Origin of the sequence: Gallaecimonas kandeliae (genome assembly GCF_030450055.1) — a bacterium.
In the GTDB taxonomy this organism is placed as follows: domain Bacteria; phylum Pseudomonadota; class Gammaproteobacteria; order Enterobacterales; family Gallaecimonadaceae; genus Gallaecimonas; species Gallaecimonas kandeliae.
Genome location: NZ_CP118480.1, coordinates 2,765,939 through 2,785,673, shown reverse-complemented (window position 1 = coordinate 2,785,673; position 19,735 = coordinate 2,765,939). Strand labels below are relative to the sequence as shown.

At 63.2% G+C, this 19,735-nt stretch carries 15 protein-coding genes and 1 tRNA gene; 6 read left to right on the top strand and 10 right to left on the bottom strand.

Annotation, left to right across the window (positions count from 1 at the left end):
• Positions 1-103: 103 nt before the first annotated feature.
• Together PVT67_RS13805 and PVT67_RS13800 are read right to left on the bottom strand one after the other, a co-directional pair.
• Entirely contained in the window at positions 104-562 is a 459-nt protein-coding gene (locus PVT67_RS13805) for a response regulator (RefSeq protein WP_301494457.1), read from the bottom strand.
• A complete protein-coding gene (locus tag PVT67_RS13800) occupies positions 559-2,787 on the bottom strand; it encodes a PAS domain S-box protein (protein ID WP_301494455.1) in 2,229 nt (742 codons plus the stop codon). The genes PVT67_RS13805 and PVT67_RS13800 overlap by 4 nt, the downstream gene beginning before the upstream one ends.
• 187 nt (positions 2,788-2,974) lie before the next feature.
• Here PVT67_RS13800 and PVT67_RS13795 point away from each other — a divergent pair, with 187 nt between their 5' ends.
• Positions 2,975-4,534 (top strand): esterase/lipase family protein, encoded by a 1,560-nt coding sequence (locus PVT67_RS13795; RefSeq protein WP_301494453.1) that lies wholly within the window; start codon positions 2,975-2,977, stop codon positions 4,532-4,534.
• Here the strand turns inward: PVT67_RS13795 and PVT67_RS13790 are convergent.
• The 5 genes from PVT67_RS13790 to pepA all read right to left on the bottom strand — a co-directional run bounded on the left by PVT67_RS13790 (position 4,461) and on the right by pepA (position 13,514).
• Entirely contained in the window at positions 4,461-6,386 is a 1,926-nt protein-coding gene (locus PVT67_RS13790) for a methyl-accepting chemotaxis protein (RefSeq protein WP_301494451.1), read from the bottom strand. The genes PVT67_RS13795 and PVT67_RS13790 overlap by 74 nt on opposite strands.
• A 221-nt stretch (positions 6,387-6,607) precedes the next feature.
• On the bottom strand, positions 6,608-8,548 hold the full coding sequence (locus PVT67_RS13785; RefSeq protein WP_301494449.1) for a putative bifunctional diguanylate cyclase/phosphodiesterase: 1,941 nt from the start codon (positions 8,546-8,548) through the stop codon (positions 6,608-6,610).
• A 92-nt stretch (positions 8,549-8,640) separates the two neighbouring features.
• Positions 8,641-11,490, bottom strand: a complete 2,850-nt coding sequence (locus tag PVT67_RS13780; protein WP_301494447.1) for a valine--tRNA ligase — start codon at positions 11,488-11,490, stop codon at positions 8,641-8,643.
• 8 nt (positions 11,491-11,498) lie between these two features.
• Positions 11,499-11,942 (bottom strand): DNA polymerase III subunit chi, encoded by a 444-nt coding sequence (locus PVT67_RS13775; RefSeq protein WP_301494445.1) that lies wholly within the window; start codon positions 11,940-11,942, stop codon positions 11,499-11,501.
• A 63-nt stretch (positions 11,943-12,005) separates the two neighbouring features.
• Positions 12,006-13,514 carry a leucyl aminopeptidase gene (gene pepA / locus PVT67_RS13770; RefSeq protein ID WP_301494443.1) on the bottom strand — a complete coding sequence of 503 codons (1,509 nt, stop codon included), beginning with the start codon at positions 13,512-13,514 and terminating at the stop codon, positions 12,006-12,008.
• Positions 13,515-13,745: 231 nt separating this feature from the next.
• Between pepA and lptF the strand changes: the two genes are divergently transcribed.
• A complete protein-coding gene (gene lptF / locus PVT67_RS13765) occupies positions 13,746-14,837 on the top strand; it encodes an LPS export ABC transporter permease LptF (RefSeq protein ID WP_301494441.1) in 1,092 nt (363 codons plus the stop codon).
• Positions 14,834-15,898: an LPS export ABC transporter permease LptG gene (gene lptG, locus PVT67_RS13760; protein WP_336407755.1), complete on the top strand. Its 1,065-nt coding sequence runs from the start codon at positions 14,834-14,836 to the stop codon at positions 15,896-15,898. The genes lptF and lptG overlap by 4 nt, the downstream gene beginning before the upstream one ends.
• A 33-nt stretch (positions 15,899-15,931) precedes the next feature.
• Here the strand turns inward: lptG and PVT67_RS13755 are convergent, their stop codons facing one another.
• The gene (locus tag PVT67_RS13755) at positions 15,932-16,423 is read right to left on the bottom strand and encodes an RDD family protein (RefSeq protein WP_301494438.1); all 492 of its coding nucleotides are present in this window, start codon (positions 16,421-16,423) and stop codon (positions 15,932-15,934) included.
• Between the two features lie 98 nt (positions 16,424-16,521).
• Here PVT67_RS13755 and PVT67_RS13750 point away from each other — a divergent pair.
• Both PVT67_RS13750 and PVT67_RS13745 read left to right on the top strand, forming a co-directional pair.
• Positions 16,522-16,606 (top strand) — tRNA-Leu (locus PVT67_RS13750).
• A gap of 109 nt (positions 16,607-16,715) precedes the next feature.
• Complete coding sequence (locus PVT67_RS13745; protein WP_301494436.1) at positions 16,716-17,420, top strand: substrate-binding periplasmic protein; 705 nt, start codon at positions 16,716-16,718, stop codon at positions 17,418-17,420.
• Here PVT67_RS13745 and PVT67_RS13740 read toward each other — a convergent pair.
• Complete coding sequence (locus PVT67_RS13740) at positions 17,405-17,677, bottom strand: late competence development ComFB family protein (protein WP_301494434.1); 273 nt, start codon at positions 17,675-17,677, stop codon at positions 17,405-17,407. The two genes, PVT67_RS13745 and PVT67_RS13740, sit on opposite strands and share 16 nt — an antisense overlap.
• 84 nt (positions 17,678-17,761) lie before the next feature.
• On the opposite strand from PVT67_RS13740, the gene PVT67_RS13735 reads away from it, so the two are divergent.
• The gene (locus PVT67_RS13735) at positions 17,762-18,427 is read left to right on the top strand and encodes a tRNA/rRNA methyltransferase (protein WP_301494433.1); all 666 of its coding nucleotides are present in this window, start codon (positions 17,762-17,764) and stop codon (positions 18,425-18,427) included.
• Here PVT67_RS13735 and PVT67_RS13730 read toward each other — a convergent pair.
• Positions 18,395-19,723: an alkaline phosphatase gene (locus tag PVT67_RS13730; RefSeq protein WP_301494430.1), complete on the bottom strand. Its 1,329-nt coding sequence runs from the start codon at positions 19,721-19,723 to the stop codon at positions 18,395-18,397. The genes PVT67_RS13735 and PVT67_RS13730 overlap by 33 nt on opposite strands.
• Between the last annotated feature and the right edge of the window lie 12 nt (positions 19,724-19,735).

The window sequence follows — 19,735 nt, the reverse complement described above, 5'->3', positions numbered from 1 at the left end:
TGGGGGAATGTCTAGAGCCGCAGTGGCCTTGGGCCTTGGCACCCGCCGGGTTCTTTGGGCCTTTGATGAAGAAAGCCGGCGTCTGCCGGCTTTTCCTCGCTCATCATTGCCCTTTGCCCGGCGGCAGCACCACCAGGGTGAACCAGTAGTCGGTGAGGGACTGCACCACCTTGGCGAAGTTTTCGAAATCCACCGGCTTGACGATGTAGGAACTGCAGCGCAACCGGTAGGAGGTCAAGACGTCCTTTTCGGCATCGGAGGTGGTGAGCACCACCACCGGCAGGTGGCGCAGTTCGGGATCTTCGCTGATGGCTTGCAGCACCTCCCGGCCGTTCATGCGTGGCATGTTGAGATCCAGCAGTATCAGGTCCGGGGTCGGGACTTCGGCATACTGGCCCTGGCGGCGCAGGAAAGCCATGCATTCTTCGCCGTCCGGCACATGGTGCAGGTTGACCGCCAGGCGGGTGCGCTGGAAGCCTATCTTGGTCAGCTCTACGTCGTTGTCGTTGTCTTCCACCAGCAGGATCTCTGCTGGCCGTCCGCGGTTTAACATGTCGTTCATGCCTTGTCCTCTGGTTGTTCTGGAAGGGTGAAGTAGAAGGTACTGCCCTGGCCTGGGCTGGACTCCACCCAGATGCGGCCACCGTGGCGTTGTATGACCCGGCGACAGATGGCCAGGCCAATACCGCTGCCCGGGTAGGCGCGTTGGTCATGCAGGCGTTCGAAGATCTCGAAGATCCGTTCCAGGTAGCGCTGCTCCATGCCGATGCCGTTGTCCTTGATGGCGAAGCACCATTCCCCGTCCTGGTGGCTGGCGCTGATCTGCACCAGGGGCGGAGCGTCGCTCCGATACTTGATGGCATTGCCGATGAGGTTGGCCAGGAGCTGCACCAGTTGGGACCTGTCCCCTGTGACATCGGGCAATTCCCCACATTGGATCTCGGCGTGGGATTCGCGCAACGAGGATTCCAGCAGGGTGACGGCGATATCCACCAGCTGCCGTGCCGGCAATCGCTCGAAGGGATGGGACTGGGCATTGACCCTGGAAAACTCCAGCAGATCCTTGACCAGCAACTGTTGCTGTTTGACCGACTGGGTGATGCGCCGTATCCAGTCCTTGCCCTGGTCGTCCAGTAGTTGGCCATAGGTGGCGTTCAGCAGCTCCACGAAACTGGCGACGTTGCGCAGCGGGGTCTGCAGGTCATGGGAGGCCACGTAGGCGAAGCGCTGCAGCTCCACATTGCTGCGACCCAGCTCGTCGTTGAGTTGTTGCAAGGTGGCGTCGGCGGTGCGCTTGCGTTCGGTGAGATCCACTATGGCTGCCAACACCAGGGTGCCCGCTTCGGTACTTACCGGGTTGAGGCCGATCTCCACCGGGAATTCGCTGCCGTCCTTACGCAGGGCGAAGAGATCCCGACCACCCCCCATGCGCCTGGCCTGGGGGGTGGCGAAGAAGCCGGTGCGCATGGCCGGATGGCCAGGGCGATAACGCTCCGGGAGCAACTGCTCTATGGGCTTGTCCAGCAGCTCCGCCCGCTGGTAGCCGAACAACCTTTCCGTCTCGGCGTTGACCAGTTGGATGGCCCCATCGCCGCCTATCATCACCATGGCGATGGGCGCCGATTCGACTGTGGCGCGGAAAAGGCTTTCCAGGCGCTTGCGTTCGGTGAAGTCGCGGGTGACCTTGGCAAAGCCGCGCAGTTTGCCCTGCTTGTCGCGCAGGGCACTGATGATGACGTTGGCCCAGAAGCGGCTGCCGTCCTTGCGGATCCGCCAGCTCTCTTCCTCACAGCGGCCCTGGGTCTTGGCTATTTCCAGTTCCTTTTGCGGCTTGCCGGCCTGGATGTCCTCGGGGGTATAAAAACAGGAGAAATGCCGGCCCAGTATCTCGGCCTCATCGTAGCCTTTGAGGCGGTGGGCGCCCGAGTTCCAGCTGGCCACCCGCCCTTTTGGGTCCAACATGAAGAGGGCGTAGTCCTGGATGCCTTCCACCATCAGCCGGAAGTTTTCTTCGCTTTCCTTGACCGCGTCCTGGATCTGTTTGCGCTCTGTGATGTCGACTATGGCCGCCAGCACGAAGGTGCCTTCGTCCGTCTGCACCGGGCTGAGGCCTATCTCCACCGGGAACTCTTCTCCGTCCTTGTGCTGGGCGAAGAGATCCCGTCCGACCCCCATGCGCCTGGCCTGGGGAGCGGCAAAGAAACCGCTCCGCAACGAGGGGTGCTCGGCCTGGTAGCGGGGCGGCAGCAACATCTCCACCTTGTGATGCAACAGCTCGTCCCTTTGGTATCCGAACAAGCGTTCCAGCTCCTTGTTGATCAGCACCATGGTGCCCTGGGCGTCGATCATCACCATGGCGGTGGGGGCCGACTCTATGGTGGCGCGAAAACGCCTTTCCAAGCGCTTGCGTTCCGAGATGTCATTGATGGAACTGACCACCAGGGTACCTTCTTCCGTTTCCAGCGGGGTCAGGCCTATCTCCACGGGAAACTCGGTGCCGTCCTTGCGCAGGCCGAAGAGATCCCGGCCCGCCCCCATGGGCCTGGCACTGGGCTGGGTTTGGAAGCTGTCCCGCAGGGCCGGATGAGCCTGGCGATAGCGCTGTGGCAGCAGCATGTCCACCGATTGGCCCAGCAGCTCTTCGCTGCCGTAGCCGAACAGCTGCTGCGCCTGGTGGTTGACCAGGGTCATGGTGCCGCCCGGCGCCACTACTATGACGGCGGTGGGCACGGCGTTGATGATGGCGGTGAGCTGTTCGACCTGGTTGGCGAGGCTGGCATTGACCATGGTTGCAACTCCTTTGCGGCAGGGGAGGGTCCATGCAGTGGCAGTCGGGGCGGCCCCTAAGCATCGGATCTAAAAGGGCATCCCAAGCCAGCGATACCCTGCTGAGGATCTTTAGTACAAGGGGGGCCAAAGCGCCAACCGGGACCGGCGAACTACAGTTGAGTAGAGACATGCCGGGGAAATGAGGATGCGTTCACTGCTGTTGTTGCTGACGCTGCTGCTGGCGGCCTGTTCCATCACAAAAGAGCGCCAGAACCGGGAGCTGGCGCTCTGGCAGGAGCAGGCCCAGGGCCTGGGGTGGCTGGCAGAGCAGGACAAGGGCAGGGCCAACTGGATGGCCTTGGCTCTACTGGGAGCAGAGCCCGGCCAGGATCTCCGCCTCTACAACCAACTGCTACGGGAGCTGTTGGGCCAGTGCCTCTATGAGCATGGCAACAAGGCCTGCCAAGGGGCCAGTTTCGCCTGCGGCGGGCCCTGCAGCGCCCTGGTGGTGCCCAAGGACACCATGGTAGACGGCAAGGCCCTCGGCGTCTCCGGCTACCACTACCGGCCGCGTAACCCCAAGACGGAACCTTTCTATCCCTTCGAAGGGCTTTTCGAACCCCTTACCTTCGTGACCGAGATCCACAGTCAGTCCCTGGTGGTCAAACCCCTCTTCCTCTATGGCCTGCCGGCCGGCTACCGCCTGGATGGGCAGCCGCTGCGCCTGGACTACGCCATGCCCTACCAGGCCCTGCTGTCGGTGGCCTACATAGGGCGTTATGAGAACCCGGGGTTGTTCAACGCCGATGACACCAAGAGCTTCGGCATCTACCAGCTGCAACCCTTGGATCTGCACAAGGACATAGTGCTGATGCTCCATGGCCTGGATTCCAGCCCCCTGATCTGGCGGGAGCTGAGCCTGGCCATACTGCGTGACCCGGGACTGGTGGCCCGCTACCAGATCTGGCATCTCTTCTACGAGACGGGAGGACCGCCTCTTTACAACAGCGACCGAGTCCGCCGACTGCTGGAGGAAAGGCTGGCGCCTTTCCATGCCCAGGGGCTGCATCCCCACATCACCCTGGTCGGGCACAGCCTGGGCGGCATTATCGCCAAGGCCTTGGCCACCGACTCGGGGGAGGTGCTGTGGAACGCCACTTTCATCAAGAGCTACCCCCAGATGCGCCAGCAACTGGGGGAGAAGGTGGAGGGGGCCAGGCGGATCTTCCATTTCCAGCATGTACCCGAGGTGGACAAGGTGGTGTTCATGGATACGCCTCACAGGGGGGCACCGTTATCGCGCTCCCTGCTGGCCCGTATCGCCGCCTTTTTCGTGTCCCTGCCCAAGCGGCTGTCGTCGGCCTTTTCCTTCGTCGACCAGTACCAAGGCCTGGTGAAACCGCAGATGCGGCCCTATTTGCAGGGCAGGCGGCCGTCGAGTATCGAGGTGCTAAGGGCCGATCATCCGCTGATCAAGGCCTTGGCCGAGATGCACCCGGCGCAGGGGATCAGGGCCTGGTCGGTGTTGGGTAACCAGGTGCCGGGCTGCTATAGCGTTGCGGCCCATTGCAGTGACGATGGCGTTGTGAAATACCAAAGTGCCCACCAGGACTATGCCCCGGAGCTGATCGTCGAGGGGCACCACGACTCTTACCGCAACCCCCAGGCCATCGCCTTGGTGCTTAATATCCTCAGCGCTGGAAGCGGCGCAGCAGCTGATCCTGGGCCTGCACCAGGGATTCCATCTGGCGGCTCGACTCGGTGAAGGCCGAGACCCCCTGGTGATTGTGCTCGGTGATCTCGGCGATCTGCACCAGGCTCCTGGCGATGTCTTCTGTGGTGGCCTGCTGCTGGGCGGCGGCGGTGGCGATCTGCTCCGAGTTACCGCTCACTTCCCGCAACATGCCCTGCACCTCGCCCATGGCGTCCGCCGCCTTGGCGCTCTGCTCCAGGCCCCTGTCCATCTCCTGGCGGCACTCGGCCACCAGCTTGACGGCGCCCTGGGTGCTGCGCTGCAGGTTGTCGATCATCTGGTGGATGGTCTTGGCCGATTCCGCCGTCTGCTGGGCCAGGTTGCGTACCTCGCTGGCCACCACCGCGAAGCCGCGGCCATGTTCACCGGCCCTGGCCGCCTCTATGGCGGCGTTGAGGGCCAGCAGGTTGGTCTGCTCCGCCACGCCCTGGATGACGTCCAGCACACCGCCGATGCGCATGGAGTAGTCCTCCACCTCGTCTATGGCCTTGCCTGAGCTCTCCAGCTTGTCGGCCAGGGCCTGGGTGGCGTCGATATTGGCGCTCATGCGCTGTTGGCCCGAGGCCACCGCCTTTGCCATGTCCTGGATGCGGGTCAGGGTCTGGGCGGCGCTCTGGGCCACCTCCTGTACCGCCTTTTCCATTTCGCCCATGGCGACATTGACCTGCTGGGTCTGCTGGCGCTGCTGGTTCAATGCCTGGTGGGTGGCGGTGGACTGTTCGCGGTTGGTCTCCACTACTGAGGTCAGTCGGCCGGCCCCTTGGCTGATCTCTTCCAGCAACTGGCGGATATGACCCAACAGCTGGTTGGTGCTGGAGGACAGCAGACCGAACTCGTTGTGGCTGCGGTAGCCCACTTCCCGGGTCATGTCGCCTTGGACGGCGGCGTGTTGCACCGCCAGCAGTTCGGCCAAGGGCTTCTTGATGCTGCGGTAGATGCTGACGGCCACCACCGCCGCCAGCAGCAGGGAGATCCCGAGGCTGCCCAGGGACAGCCAACGGCTGAGGGTCAGGGCCTGGCCTATGTGCTCGGCGCCCTGGCCCATACGGTCGTGGGCCGTCTGGTCGACGGTGCCCAGCACGGCGGTGGCGTAGTCGATGGTGCTGACGGTCTGCTCCGCCAACTGCTGCACGGCATCGGCCAGCTCCAGCTGCCGGCCCTTGAGCTGGGCCAACTGCTGGCTGCTGGCCTTGAGCGGGTCATCGTTGACTGAGGCCAGGGCCTGTTGCTGATCGCCGGCCAGCTTGCTCAGTTCGAAGCTGTCGCTGGCGTCCAGCAGCGCCAGGGTGGCCTTGTCGAGGCTGTCCAGGGCGGCGCTGTCGGCGCCTTCCTTGGCCTGCAACTGGCTGAGTTGGGCACGCCACTGGCTGCGGATTGCCTTGATCTTGTCGCGGGTGTCCAGCAGTGCCAGCTGCTGCTTGCCCAGCTCCTTGCCCTGGTCGAAGTAGTCCGTATCCAGGGTATTGAGGGGATCGATCAGGGACAACAGGTCCTCGGAGCCCTGGGCCAGCCGTTTGAGCTCGGTCAGGGCCTGGTCGAAGTCACCCTGCAGATCGGTGAAGTTGTTCATGGTGGTGATGGCAGGGTGGCTGTCCTGGCTGCCGGGGACGCTGCGCAATTGGCGGTCGGCGTTGAGCAGCACCACCGAGATCTTGCTGGTCTGGAGCACCAGGGGGGTGGTGCGGCCCGTCATGTTGTCTATTTGGCTGCGGATCTGGTAGCCGGAGAAGAGGGTGGTAAGGCTGCCGCCAAGCAGGCAGAGCACCAGCAGCAGGAAACCCAGCATCACCTTCTGGGTGATGGAGAGCTGCAGGCGAAAGAGGCGCCTGAACGGCAAGGTGAGGACGGACAGCTTGAACGCCATGGGCCTTGATACTCCTCATAAGGTTACCGCTGGGGCATCAGGCCGGGAGCGGCTGTCCTTGGCCTGTGCGACGCGGGCACATTGTGAAGGCTTTAGTGCGTTCTAATATGACGATTATGTGACATTTTAGTTACGGTTCAGGATCTTAGGCATCAGGCCTCAAATTAGAAGAGGGGGCTTGGATGCCTTAGGTCAATAAAAAGGCGCCTGCCGGCGCCTTTTCAAGGTTGGATACCGCCCCTGACCAGATTGAAGTTGTGGTACCAGGTGATGAAGTCCTCGCCGCTCATGGGTTCGGAAACGGCAAAGCCCTGGACCTGGTCACACTTTTCGGCGCGCAGGAAGTTGAGCTGCTCCAGTTCCTCCACCCCCACGGCGCTGGTGCGGATCCCAAGATCCTTGCCCAGGCGCAGTATGGCCCTGACCATGGTCTGGGCCTCCAAGTCCCGGCCCAGCTTGGTGACGTAGTGCCTGTCTATCTTGATGGTGTCGATGGGCAGCTTGGTGAGGTTGTTCAGGGCGCCGTTGATGGAGCCGAACTCGTCGATGGACAGCCGCACCCCCAGCTTCTTGAGGTCATGCAGTTGCTGGGCATAGCGCTGGCCGTCGTTGTGGATGGCGGCCTCGTTCAACTCCAGCTCCAGGCTGAATTGATCGGTGCCGCCGAGCTCGGCCAACAGCAGCCGGGTCTTTTCGAAGAGTTCCGGGCCCTTTAGCTGCTGGGGCGAGATGTTCACCGTCAGGCAGAGGTCATAGATGCCGTAGTCCAGCCAGCGCCTGAGCTGCTCGGTGAGCAGATCCAGCACATGGGCACCCAGCTCGTTGATCAGGCCCTCGTGCTCGGCGATGTAGATGAACTCCTGGGGGACCAGGGTGCCATGCTTGGGGTGTTGCCAGCGCACCAGGGTTTCCACCCCCAGCAGCTTGTTGCCGTAAGCGCTGACGATGGGCTGGAAGCGCAGCATGAATTCGCCACGCCCGGCGGCGCCGCGCAGATCCTTGCCCAGCTCCCGGGTCAGCCGCACCATGGCGTCGATGCGCTCGTCATAGAAGCGCACCTCGCCACCGTCTTTCTTCAGCTGGTGCAGGGCCAGCTCGGCGTTGTTGAACAATGGACCGGCTTCGTCGGTGTCGTCGGGATAGATGGCCACCCCGGCCCTGAAGCTCAGGGGCACCGGCTTGCCGTCCAGTTCGAAGGGGCGCTCGAAGGCCATGGCCAGCTTGTGGTGGACCTGGGCCATGGCCTGGCTGTTGTTGAGGTGCACGGCCAGTATGGCGAAGCGGTCGCCGTCGAGGCGGGCCAGTATGTCGGTCTCCCGCAATGTCTGGTGGATGCGTTGCCCTGCGGCCAGCAGCAGGGCGTCCCCCACTTGCTGCCCGAAGTCGTCGTTGATCTGTTGGAAGTTCTTGAGATCCAGGAGGATCAAGCCCAGCTTCATCTTGATGCGGTTGGCGACCCTGACCTGCTCTTCCAACTGGTGCAGGAACTCGTCACGGGACAGCAGGCCGGTCAGTTTGTCGCCTTGGCCGGCGCTGAGTTCGGCTTCCATCTGCAGCTGGCGGGTCATGTCCCACATCTCGCTGATGATGGCGATGGGGATATTCCCTTGCCGGAGCAGCCGCTTCTGCACCCACCACAGCTTGCCATCTGGGCTGGTGACCTTGCTGGATGGCCCTTCGGTGCCGGCCAACAGTTCCTGGCGGCCGTTGTCCAGGCCCTGCTGCCAGTTAGCGGCGAAGAGCTTGCCTTTCGCCTGCCCCAGGAGATCCTGCCTGGCCTTGCCTATGAAATCGGCAAAGCCCTGGTTGCAGGCCAGCAGGCTGCCGTCCGGGCATTGCAGGAAGACAGGGTGGGCCAGCAAATCCAGCACAGAGCCGTGCAGATCCACCACCGGCTGGACATGGATCAGCACGGGACCGGCATCCGGCAACTGGCTGGCCTGAACCCGCACCAGGCTCTTGCCCGGCAAGCTTTCCTGCCAGGCGGCGGGCAGCTCCCGGCAATGGCTCAGCCAGGCCGTGCCCATCTCGCTCTCGAAGAAGGCCTGGGGCTCGCCCAGCAATTCGGCGAAAGCCTGGTTGAAGCCCAGCAGGCCGCCGTCGGGCGCCAGCCAGGCCAAGGGACAGGGCAGGTGTTGAAGCAAGGTATCCGTGCTTGCCACGGCAGTCCTCAATATCGTTATGCTGTCATTACTGTAGCCACTATTGGCGGCCAAGAAAAAGGCCCGGTCAATCTGGCCGGGCCTTTATTTGCTTAGAGGGCCTCGATGCTGGCGTACTGGGCCTGGAGTTTGGCCTGGGTATCCTGCAATTCCGCCATCCGCTCACGTTCCTTGGCGATCACCGCTTCCGGGGCCTTGGCCACGAAACCTTCGTTGCCCAGCTTGGCTTCCACCCGGCCCAGCTCCTGGACCACCTTCTCCAGCTGCTTGCCAAGGCGGGCCAGCTCGGCGTCCTTGTCGATAAGGCCGGCCATGGGAATACGCACTTCCATGGCGCCCACCAGTTGGGTGACGGTGGGGGGCAGTTCGCCGTCGGCGACGGTGATGGACTCGAGCTTGGCCATGTTGGTCAGGAAGCTCAGGTTTTCTTCCAGGCGGCGCTGGTCGGTCTCACTGACGTTGACCAGCAGCACTTCCAGCAGCTTGGAGGGGGCTATATCCATCTCGGCGCGCACGTTGCGGATGGCGACGATGAACTGCTTGACCCACTCCAGGTCCGCCATGGCGGTGGCGTCCACAGCCGCTTCGTCGAACTCCGGGTAGGGCTGGAGCATGATGGTGTCGGCATCGATGCCGGCCAGCAGCTTGACCCTCTGCCAGATGGTCTCGGTGATGAAGGGCATCACGGGGTGCATCAGGCGCAGCAGGGCTTCCAGCACCGTCACCAGGGTGTGGCGGGTGCCGCGCTGCTGGGCCTCGCTGCCTTTGAACAGTACCGGCTTGGTCAGCTCCAGGTACCAGTCACAGAACTGGTTCCAGGTGAACTCGTAGAGGAAATTGGCGGCCTGGTCGAAGCGGTAGCTGTCCATGGCGTGGCGCACCGCTTTGACGGTCTCCTGGAACTGGCCGAGGATCCAGCGGTCGGCCAGGCTCAGCTCCAGCTCGCCGCCGTTAAAGCCGCAATCCTTCTCTTCGGTGTTCATCAGCACGAAGCGGCTGGCGTTCCACAGCTTGTTGCAGAAGTTGCGGTAGCCTTCCAGGCGGCGCATGTCCCAGTTGATGTCACGGCCAGTGCTGGCCAGCGCCGCCAAGGTGAAGCGCAGGGCGTCGGTGCCGTGGGCGACGATGCCCTCAGGGAACTGGGCCTGGGTGCGCTTGGCGATTTTCTCGGCCAGCTGCGGCTGCATCATGTTGCCGGTGCGCTTCTCGAGCAGCTCGGGCAGGCTGATGCCGTCGATCATGTCCAAGGGGTCTATGACGTTGCCCTTAGATTTGGACATCTTCTGGCCTTCCTCGTCACGGATAAGGCCGGTGACGTAGACGGTCTTGAAGGGGACCTGGGGGCTGCCGTCTTCGTTCTTGATGAAGTGCATGGTCATCATGATCATGCGCGCCACCCAGAAGAAGATGATGTCGAAGCCGGTGACCAGCACGTCGGTGGGGTGGAAGACCTTGAGGTCTTCGACCTTCTCGGGCCAGCCCAGGGTGGAGAAGGTCCAGAGCGCCGAGCTGAACCAGGTGTCCAGCACGTCGTTGTCCTGCTTGAGGACGACGTCCGCGCCCAGGTTGTGCTTGGCGCGCACTTCTTCTTCGGTGCGGCCCACATAGACGGAGCCTGCCTCGTCATACCAGGCGGGGATACGGTGGCCCCACCACAGCTGGCGGCTGATACACCAGTCCTGGATATCGCGCATCCAGGCGAAGTACATGTTCTCGTACTGCTTGGGCACGAACTGGATGCGGCCGTCTTCCACCGCTTCGATGGCGGGCTTGGCCAAGGGGGCCACCCGCACGTACCACTGGTCGGTGAGCATGGGCTCGATGACAACGCCACCGCGGTCGCCGTAAGGCACGGACAAGGTGTGGTCGTCGATCTTCTCCAGGAGACCCAGCTCGGTGAATTTCTGGACTATGGCCTTACGGGCGGCGAAGCGCTCCAGGCCCTGGAATTCGGCCGGCAGGCTGCCATCCATCTCGGAGTTGGCGGTGCCGTCGGAATTGACGCACTCGGCCACGCTGCGGATATGGGCGTCCAGAGTCAGGATGTTGACCATGGGCAGGTTGTGGCGCTTGCCCACTTCGTAGTCGTTGAAGTCGTGGGCCGGGGTGATCTTCACACAGCCGGTGCCCTTTTCCATGTCGGCGTGTTCGTCACCGACGATGGGGATGCGGCGGCCCACCAGGGGCAGCTCGATGAACTTGCCAATCAGGTCTTGGTAGCGGGGATCGTCGGGGTTCACGGCCACGCCGGTGTCGCCGAGCATGGTCTCGGGGCGGGTGGTGGCCACCACCAGATAATCCTTGCCGTCCCGGGTCTTGGCGCCGTCGGCGAGCGGGTAGCGCAGCTGCCACATGTGGCCCTTCTGCTCCCTGTTCTCCACTTCCAGGTCGGAGATGGCGGTGTGGAGCTTGGGATCCCAGTTCACCAGGCGCTTGCCGCGGTAGATGAGATCGTCTTCATAAAGGCGCACGAAGACTTCCAGCACGGCATTGGACAGGCCTTCGTCCATGGTGAAGCGCTCGCGGTCCCAGTCCACCGAGTTGCCGAGGCGACGCATCTGGCGGGTGATGGTGCCGCCGGACTCTTCCTTCCATTCCCAGATCTTGTCGATAAAGGCGTCACGGCCCAGGGCGTGGCGATCCGGCTGGCCTTCGGCGGCCAGCTTGCGCTCCACCACCATCTGGGTGGCGATACCGGCGTGGTCGGTGCCCACCTGCCAGAGGGCATTCTTGCCCTGCATGCGCTGGTAGCGGGTCAGGGCGTCCATGATGGTCTGCTGGAAGGCATGACCCATGTGCAGGCTGCCGGTGACGTTGGGCGGCGGGATCATGATGCAGTAGCTGCCCTGGCCCTGGTCGCCGGCCGGCTTGAAGTAGCCCTTTTCTTCCCAGGCCTGGTAGAGGGCCTCTTCGATGGCGGAAGGATTGTATGTCTTGTCCATGTCTTGTCTCAGTGGGATTGCGCCAAAAAGTCCGCCAGCGTCATGTGCTTGGGTGCGACGCCCTGTTGCTGGTAGGCGCGAAAACGCGCCCTGGCCGCTATCTTGAGCGGCTCGCTGGCTGGCACTGCCTCAAAAATGTGGCCGCATTGTACCGCAACATGGGGTATGGCTTCATGGAGATTGATTAAAACCGCCCTGCCCCTGGGCTGGCCGGCCTCCGGCCAGAAGATGGCCACGGGCGAGCCGCTCTTGGGGCCTTCGTCCGCCAGGTTGTGGGGGATGAAGGAGGCGGGGTCGCGGGTCCAGAGGGCCTCGTCCACCGCCTCGGCCTGGGCCCTGTCCTGGCAATAGACCAGCACAGCTTGCTGCTGGCCATAGGCCTTGGCGGCGACGGCGCAGGCGAAGGCCACCCGGTCGTCGTCGGTCAGGGAACAGAAGGTGACAGTGTTCATGTTGGCTCCCGGTTAAAAGGAAAAAGGGCAGTTTGCACTGCCCTTGTGGTTGCCCTTAGCGGCTTAATCTTCGGGCTTCTCGCCGGCGCGGTTGAGCAGGAACTGGGTCAACAGCGGCACGGGGCGGCCGGTGGAACCCTTGTTCTTGCCGGAGTTCCAGGCGGTGCCGGCCACGTCCAGGTGAGCCCAGTTGTACTTCTTGGTGAAGCGGCTCAGGAAGGCGGCGGCGGTGATGGTGCCGGCCGGGCGACCACCGATGTTGGCCATGTCCGCGAAGGGGCTGTCCAGCATCTCCTGGTACTCGTCGTACAGGGGCAGGCGCCAGGCCTTGTCGCCGGACTGGTCGGCGGCGTTGGTCAGCTCGTGGGCCAGGGGGTTGTGGGTGGACAGCAGGCCGGAAGCCACCTTGCCGAGGGCGATGACGCAGGCGCCGGTGAGGGTAGCCACGTCGATGACGCAGTCGGGCTCGAAGCGCTCGACATAGGTCAGCACGTCGCACAGCACCAGGCGGCCTTCGGCGTCGGTGTTCAGCACTTCGACGGTCTGGCCGGACATGGTGGTGAGGATGTCGCCGGGGCGGTAGGCGTTGCCGTCGGGCATGTTTTCACAGCCGGCCAGCACGCCGATGACGTTGAGGGGCAGGTCCAGTTCGGCCAGGGCCGCCATGGTACCCAACACGCCGGCGGCGCCGCCCATGTCGTACTTCATCTCGTCCATGCCTTCGGAAGGCTTGATGGAGATGCCGCCGGCATCGAAGGTCAGGCCCTTGCCCACCAGCACTATGGGCTTGGCGTTGGCGTCAGCAGCGCCGTTATAGCGCATGATGGTCATCATGGACTCGTTTTCGGAGCCGCGGCCGACCGCCAGGTAGGAGGTCATGCCCAGTTCCTGCATCTGGGCTTCGCCCACCACTTCGATGCTGAGCTTGCTGAAGTTTGCGGCCAGCTCGGTGGCGGATTGGGCCAGGTAGGCGGCGTTGCAGATGTTGGGCGGCATGTTGGCCACGTTGCGGCACAGGTTCATGCCCTTGGTGACGCCGAGGCCGTGGCGGATGGCCTTTTCGCCCAGGGCCAGCTCACGGCGGGTGGGCACGTTGAAGGTCAGCTTGCGCAGCGGGCGGCGGGGCTCTTCCTTCTTGGATTTGAGCTGGGTGAAGCTGTAGAGGCCGGCGTCTGTGGCTTCCACCGCCTGGCGCACCTTCCAGTAGGTGTCGCGGCCCTTGACGTGCAGCTCGGTGAGGAAGCAGACCGCTTCCATGGAGCCGGTGTCGTTGAGGGTGGCGATGGTTTTTTGGATGATCTGGCGGTACTGGCGCTCGTCCAGCTCACGCTCCTTGCCGCAGCCGATCAGCAGGACCCGCTCGGACAGCACGCCGGGAACATGGTGCAGCAGCAGGGTCTGGCCTACCTTTCCTTCAAGGTCGCCGCGGCGCAGCAGGTTGGAGATGTAACCGTCGCTGATCTTGTCCAGTTGCTCGGCTACCGGGGACAGGCGGCGGGGTTCGTAGACGCCGACGACGATGCAGGCGCTACGCTGCTTTTCCGGGCTGCCACTTTTTACGCTGAATTCCATGCACTCTCCTTTGAGTCATAAAGACAAGGGCGGCGGATTCGTGGATAATGCAGGCAATTGATTAGATGGGGTAAGCGGCCCCAAAACCGCCTGAAATTTTTTCCGCCTGGACTTGTCACAAGGCCTGATAGGTCGATTAAAGCTACTTAAAGTTGCAAAAACAAGTGCTAGGTCCGGAGAACGGCCGGATTTTAATGAAACGGCAAATTTTCGTGAAAACAGGGCATTCTCTTGATAGTTTTCCGCTACCTCTTCGGTGAGGCATTCAAGTCCACTTTGGCCGTGACCCTGGTGCTGATGGCCATCTTCGTCAGCAGGGAATTCGTCTCGGTCCTCTCCGACGCCGCCGACGGCGATATCCCCGGCACCCTGGTGGCCCAGATCATCGGCCTGCACCTGCCGTCCCTGCTGGTGATGGTGCTGCCTTTGGGCCTCTTCATGGGCGTTATCCTCGCCCACAGCCGCATGTACGGCGACCATGAAATGACCGTCTTCCACGCCTGCGGCATCTCCGAATGGTATGTGGCCAGGGTGACCCTGGTGGTGGCGTTGCTGTTCTCGGTCATCGCCGGCAGCATCACCCTTTGGTTCGGTCCCTGGGCTCAGGAACAGGAATACCAGCTGCTGGAAAAGGCCAGTGCCGGCAGCGGCCTGGCCGCCTTGCAGGAAGGGCGCTTCCAGCGCACCGCCAACAACAAGGCGGTGGTGTTCGTGGAGAACATCGAGGACAACCAACTCGATTCGGTGTTCGTGGCCCAGTTGCCCGGTGACGGCCAGGCCACCTCGGTGCTGATGGCCAAGGGAGGCCAGGTCAACAAGAGCGACAAGGGCAACGACACCCTGGAGCTGAGCCAGGGTTACCGCTATGAAGGCCAGGCCGGCCAGGCAGCACTGCAGGAAGTGCGTTTTGGCCGTTACAAGATGCAGATAGGTGACCAGGAAGTGCAGAAGCGCCGGCGCCGGCTGGCGGCGCTGCCCCTGGCCAAGCTGTTGGCGGACGATTCCCGCGACGCCAAGGCGGAGTTGCACTGGCGTATGGCCATGCCCATCGCCATGGTGCTGCTGGCGCTGATCGCCGTACCCATGGCCCAGACAGGGCCGCGCCAGGGCAAGTTTTCCAAGCTGTTGCCGGCCCTGGGGCTCTTCCTTGGCTACCTGATGCTGCTGCTGGTGGGTAACAGATCCCTGGAAAACGGCAAGATCCCCATGGCCCTTGGCCTCTGGTGGATACACGGCAGCGCCCTTTTCATCGGCGTGGCCCTGATCGTCAAGGGCCGTTCCTTCGGCGCCAAGATCCGCAGCCTGGTGAGGAAGGGAGCATGATGCGTATTATCGACCTCTACATAGGCCGGGTGATCCTGACCACCATCTCCCTGTGCCTGGCCGTGCTGCTGGGGCTGTCCGGCCTCATCAAGTTCCTGGATCAGCTCAAGTTCGTGGGCCGCGGCAGCTATGACACTGTGGACGCGGCCCTCTTCGTGCTCTTCTCTGTGCCCCGGGATCTGACCACCTTCTTCCCCATGGGGGTGCTGTTGGGGGCCCTTATCGGCCTTGGCATGCTGGCCAGCAACAGCGAGTTGACGGTGATGCAGGCCTCCGGCATGTCCAAGCTCGACATCATCCTCTCGGCCATGAAGACCATGCTGCTGTTGATGGTGTTCATCGTCGCCTTGGGCGAATTCGTGGCGCCGGGGGCAGAGCGCTACGCCCGCGACATGCGGGCCCAGGCCATGTCGGGGGGAACCCTGATGTCGGACGCCAACGGCCTCTGGGCCAGGGACGGGCACAGGTTCGTGCACATCCAGCAGCTGATCGAGGCCAATGAACTGGGTGACGTCACCCTCTACGAATTTGACGGCCTGGAGCTCAAGCGCCTGGTCCATGCCGACCACGCCACCTGGCAGAAGGGCAGCTGGCGGTTGGAGCAGGTCAGCGAGACCCGGGTCTTCGATGACCACACCCAGACCAAGCACAGCCCCATGATGACGATGCCGTCCGAACTGACGCCGGACAAGCTGGGGGTGGTGACCATCAACCCCGAGTCCCTGTCCTTGCACGGCCTGAGCCAGTACATCGACTACCTCGAGGCCAACAAGCAGGACGGCTCCCGTTACCAGCTGGCCTTCTGGCGCAAGTTGTCGGCGCCTTTCAACCTGGCGGTGATGTTGCTGCTGGCCTGTTCTTCCATCTTCGGGCCGCTGCGTTCCGTGGCCATGGGCGCCCGCATCCTGATGGGGATAGTGGCGGGGTTCAGCTTCTTCCTGGTCAGCGAGATCTTCGGCCCTCTGAGCCTGGTCTACCAGATACCGCCGGTATTGGGGGCCTTGCTGCCGGGGCTCATCTTCGTGGGCCTGTCGATACACCTGCTGAGAAAGCCGGCCTGACCAGGCCGACAAAAAAGGCGCCTGACGGCGCCTTTATCCTATCCCCTGCAGGCGGTTGAGGCGGTTGGCCTCCACTGTCAGCAACACCACCTGGCTGCCGGAGAGCCCATCCTGTAGCGCCTGTCGTGTCTTGGGCCTCAGCAGCATCCACAAGAGTCCCAGCCCCAGCAGGCCGGTCAGGGCCCGCACCAGGGCCTGGCCCAGGCGGACCGGGGTGCCGTCGGCGTTCTGGAGTTTGAGGCGCCAGGCGCGCATGCCGAGGGTCTGGCCGCCATGGGTCCAGAACCAGAGGAAGCAGCCCAGCACGCAGGCCAGCAGGTAGCCCTTGTAGAGCAGGCTCGCATTGAGGAAGCTGGCCAGGTCCGGGTAACCGTCGGTGAGGGGCGGGTAGAAGTGGCTGGCCAGCAGCACGGCGGCGAAGCCGGCAAAATGGGCCAGAGCGAAGACTGAGGCCCCGACCAGGTAGTCGTACAAGAGGGCCGTCAGACGGCGCCAGAAGGGGGCGGGGGGGAAGGCCTCTGCCATGGGGTGCTCCGCTGCCTAAGTCCTGGCCAGTGTAGCAAATTTCGCCATCTGGCAAAGGCTTGCATGGCCAGGGCAAATGGGTATAATGCGCTGCACCTGCCTGGGTGGCGAAATAGGTAGACGCAGCTGATTCAAAATCAGCCGGGTAAAACCGTGCCGGTTCGAGTCCGGCCCTAGGCACCACAATCAAACCTGCGAAGCAGGTTTTTTTGTGCCTCTCGCTCGTGTCATTAACACTTAATTTACTTCTGGTCCTGGGGTAGGCTAGGGACAAGATCCCTGGAGTGTCCCTATGCGTGCCCTGATCGCCCTATTGCTGCTCTGGCCCAGCCTGGTGATGGCCGAGGTGCTGAAGATGGCCAGCCTGGAATGGCCGCCTTACGCTGGCGCCGAGTTGCCTGGCCAGGGGACCTTCATCAGTACAGTCCGGGCCGCCCTCAAGACCCAGGGGCATCAGCTGGAAGTGACCTTCCTGCCCTGGCAGCGCACAGTGCTGCTGGTCAAACAGGGGACAGGCTATCTCGCCTACGGGCCAGAATACAGTGACCCCAAGCGGGACAAGCTGTTCTACGTCTCTGATCGGGTCGGCCACGGGCCCCTGGGCATCGCCTACCGCAAGGCCAGCCCCCTGTTTTGGCGCCAATTGTCTGATCTCTATGCCTTTCATATCGGGGTGGTGCGGGACTACGTCAATACCCCGGCCTTCGATGACGCCGTGGCGGCCGGCCTGCAGAAGGTGGATCTTGCGGACTCGGACCGCCAGAACCTCCTGAAGCTGGTTTTTGGCCGCGTGGATGGGGTGGTGGTGGACAGCGCCGTCCTGGACTATTGGCTGGGCCATGACAAGAAACTGAAAGCCCATAAGGATGAATTGACCATGGGGCCCCAGTTGCTGGCGGACAAGGGACTTTTCCTCAATTTCCGCCGTTCAGAGGAAGGCCGCCGTTGGCAGGCCATCCTCAACAAGGGCCTCAAGGCCCTTCATTCCTCAGGGTGACGGGCATCCTGGCCGCGCAGGAACTCGATGGATTCCTTGATGGCAGCCCTTAGCTTGCGCTGGATGTGGTCCCATTCGTCGTCTGACATGTAATAGACGGCATCCACGTCGTGGCGGACATAACGGGGTGGCACCTTGTTCAGGACCAGGCAGCAGAGATCGGCCCATTCCTGGCTGGGCAGTTCGGGGGGATGGGTGTTGAGCTCGTCCAGCAGCATGCCTTCGACCAGGTTGTGAATATCGTCGCTCAGGTGCATAAGCCGTCCTCCTGCCAAAATTCCACTCTAGTGTAGACCGCTCTAAATCATTAAGCTTGTGGGCCTTTTTCTTGAGGAGTCGCCATGGAGATCTGTTTCGTGCTGGTGCGCCCGGCCAGGGCCGAGAATATCGGCGCTGCTGCCCGCGCCATCAAGACCATGGGCTTCACGGCACTGCGGGTGGTGGGCTCCCAGGCTCACTTGGAACCCCAGGCCCAGTGGGTGGCCCACGGTGCCCAGGATGTACTGGAAGGCATAGCGGCCTTCGACGACCTGGCCTCGGCCCTGGCCGACTGCGACCTGGCGGTGGGCACCACGGCCCGGAGCCGCAGCGGCAAGCACCAGTACCTGACCCCGGCCGAACTGGCAGTCCAGGCCAAGGCCCAGCAGGGGGCCGTGGCCAGGCTGGCTATCGTTTTTGGCTGTGAGGAGTCGGGTCTCGCCAACGAGGAGCTGGCCCTTTGCCAACTGCGCTCTTACCTGCCGTTGGCCCAGCCTTATCCGTCCTTGAACCTGGGCCAGGCGGTGATGCTCTACGCCTATGCCTTGAGCGGCCTCGAATCGGTGCCGGCCGACGACACTATTGCTGAAGGCCTGATGACCACGGCCAGGGAGCGGCTCAAGGCGGTGCTGGCCAAGGCGGCCATAGGGGAAGAAGAGATCCCCGCCCAGTGGGCCTTGGAGAGTCTCAGCCGGGCAGGGGAGCGGGATCTGAAACTACTGCTTTTTATCCTCAACAAGCTTGGCTGAGCCCAGGCTGCCGGGTTGCAGCAGGGCTATGAGGCGCCTGCCCACCTCGGCGTCGTCCAGCAGGCCTCGGAAGGCCTCGCTGCCGGCACCGTCGGCATAGAGGGGCACGTCCACCGCCGTATGGCCAGAGGTGGTCCAGCCGGTCAGGCTGCGCCTGTCGATAAGGCGCTTGATGGCCTTGACCAGGGCGTCGTCACCGTCGCCCTTGGCCTTCATCAGTCTCTCCACTTCGTCCTTGGTGGGCTGGAAGCCCAGCAGGGCAGGCAGGGCCTGTTCCGGCTCGGTTTCCTGGTTCAGCTTGCTGGCGATGACGCCGGGTGAGTGGGGGATCTTGCGCAGGAAGTCGGCACGCCACTGGTATTTGCCGCCCGCCCCCAGGGTCAGCCCGCCGGTGCTGTGATCGGCCGTCACCACCACCAGGGTGTCGTTCCTACCGTCGGCAAAGTCCTTGGCCCAGCGTACCGCCTTGGCGAAATCGTCCACCTCGTGCATGGCCGTGACCACGTCATTGTCGTGCCCGGCCCAGTCGATCTGGCTGCCTTCCACCATCAGCACGAAGCCTTTGGGGTTCTGGGCCAGCAGGGTGGCGGCCTTGGCCGTCATGTCCACCAGCCGCGGACCCTGGCTGTCGTCGATGGCGGCCGGCAGGGCCACGTCGGCGAAGAGCCCCAAGGCCGGCCCCTTAGTGAGGGCGGCGAGGCCGGTGGCGTCGGTGACGTACTGGTAGCCGCTTTGCTGGAATTCGGCCACCAGATCCCTGTCCTGGCGTTTGAAGTACTGGACGCCGCCGCCGAAGAGCACATCGGCCCTGAATTGGCCGCCGACGCGGTCGTCGAAGTAGGCGTCGGCGATGGCGTTGTAGTTGGAGCGGCTCTCGTTGTGGGCCAGGAAGGCGGCCGGGGTGGCGTGGTTGATCTGCGAGGTGACGGCGATGCCGGTGCTTTTGCCGAGGCGCTTGGCCAGTTCCATGATGGAAGCCAAGGCCACCTTCTGGCGGTCGACGGCGATGGCACCATTGTAGGTCTTGTGGCCTGTGGCCAGGGCCGTGGCGGCTGCGGCTGAGTCGGTGACCAGGGTGTCGGGCTCGTCGGGGTAGGTGCTGGACATGCCGGTCAGCATCTGGTCGAAGACGGTGCTTTCCACCTTGGGGGTCAGGGGATCGTCGGCGAAGTAGCGGTAACCCGTGGTATAGGCCGGGCCCATGCCGTCCCCGATCATCAGTATGATGTTCTTGGGCTCGCCGGCCTGGGCGGCGGCGCAGGCCAAGGCCAGGACGATCAGCAGATACTTGCGCATCTTATTGTCTCA